Genomic DNA, 884 nt, shown 5'->3' on the forward strand with positions numbered 1-884 from the left:
AGCGCGAGCTGGATTGCCTTCGCGCGGGATTCGCCGGCGATCTGTCCGGCCAGCCACAACGCGAGGTCGAGCCCGGCGGACACGCCGGCGCTGGTGACCATGTCGTCGGAGTGCACGATCCGTTCGTCGGCCACCGGAACCGCGCCGAATGCCTTGAGCGCGGGGATCGTCAGCCAGTGCGACGTCGCCCGCCGGCCGTCCAGCAGCCCCGCGGCCGCCAAGATCACCGACCCGGAGCACACCGACGTCGTCCAGCTCGCGCTGCCGTGGGCCCGGCGCAGCCAGTCGAGCAACGCGTCGTCGCGTGCGTGCACCGGGGTCGACGGCCCGCCGGGCACGAGAATGACGTCGGGGGAGGGTGTTTCGGCCAGCGAGTGGGTGGCGCCGATGACCAGCACCCCGGAGTCGGCGGTGATCGGTCCGGCCTCGTGCCACACGAAGCGAACCTCGGCGCCGGGCAGGTTGCGCAGCACCTCGTACGGCCCGATCATGTCGAGCGCGGTGAATCCGGGGTAGGCCACGATGGCGATTTGGGTCATCGGTGTCGTCCTTTCGGTGTCAGGCGAAAGCCTTGCGGTATTGATCGGGCGAAATACCCACGCGGCGAAGGAAATTGCGCCGCATGGTTTCCGCGGTGCCGAAGCCGCACCGGGCGGCGATGGCGACGACGGTGTCGTCGGTCTCCTCCAACTGCCGGCGCGCGGCTTCGGTGCGGATCCGTTCGACGTATTGGCCGGGCGCCTCGCCGATTTCGGCGGTGAACACGCGGGTGAAGTGGCGCGGGCTCATCGCGGCGCGGCGGGCCAGATCACCGATGCTGTGCGGACGGCCCGGGTCGACCTCGATCGCCTCCTGCACCTCGCGGATGGAATCCCGTCTGGCCC

The 884-nt window shown here is 70.4% G+C and carries 2 protein-coding genes; both read right to left on the bottom strand.

Annotated elements, in window-relative coordinates; all coding sequences use genetic code 11:
- Positions 1–539 (bottom strand): DJ-1/PfpI family protein (locus tag A9W96_RS00845; RefSeq protein ID WP_067137396.1); only part of this gene is annotated, 539 nt, incomplete at its 3' end.
- A gap of 19 nt (positions 540–558) precedes the next feature.
- On the bottom strand, positions 559–884 hold a 326-nt coding region (locus A9W96_RS00850; RefSeq protein WP_156765063.1), incomplete at its 5' end, for a helix-turn-helix domain-containing protein.

Source organism: Mycobacterium sp. 1245852.3 (assembly GCF_001669335.1).
GTDB classification, from domain to species: Bacteria; Actinomycetota; Actinomycetes; order Mycobacteriales; family Mycobacteriaceae; genus Mycobacterium; species Mycobacterium europaeum_A.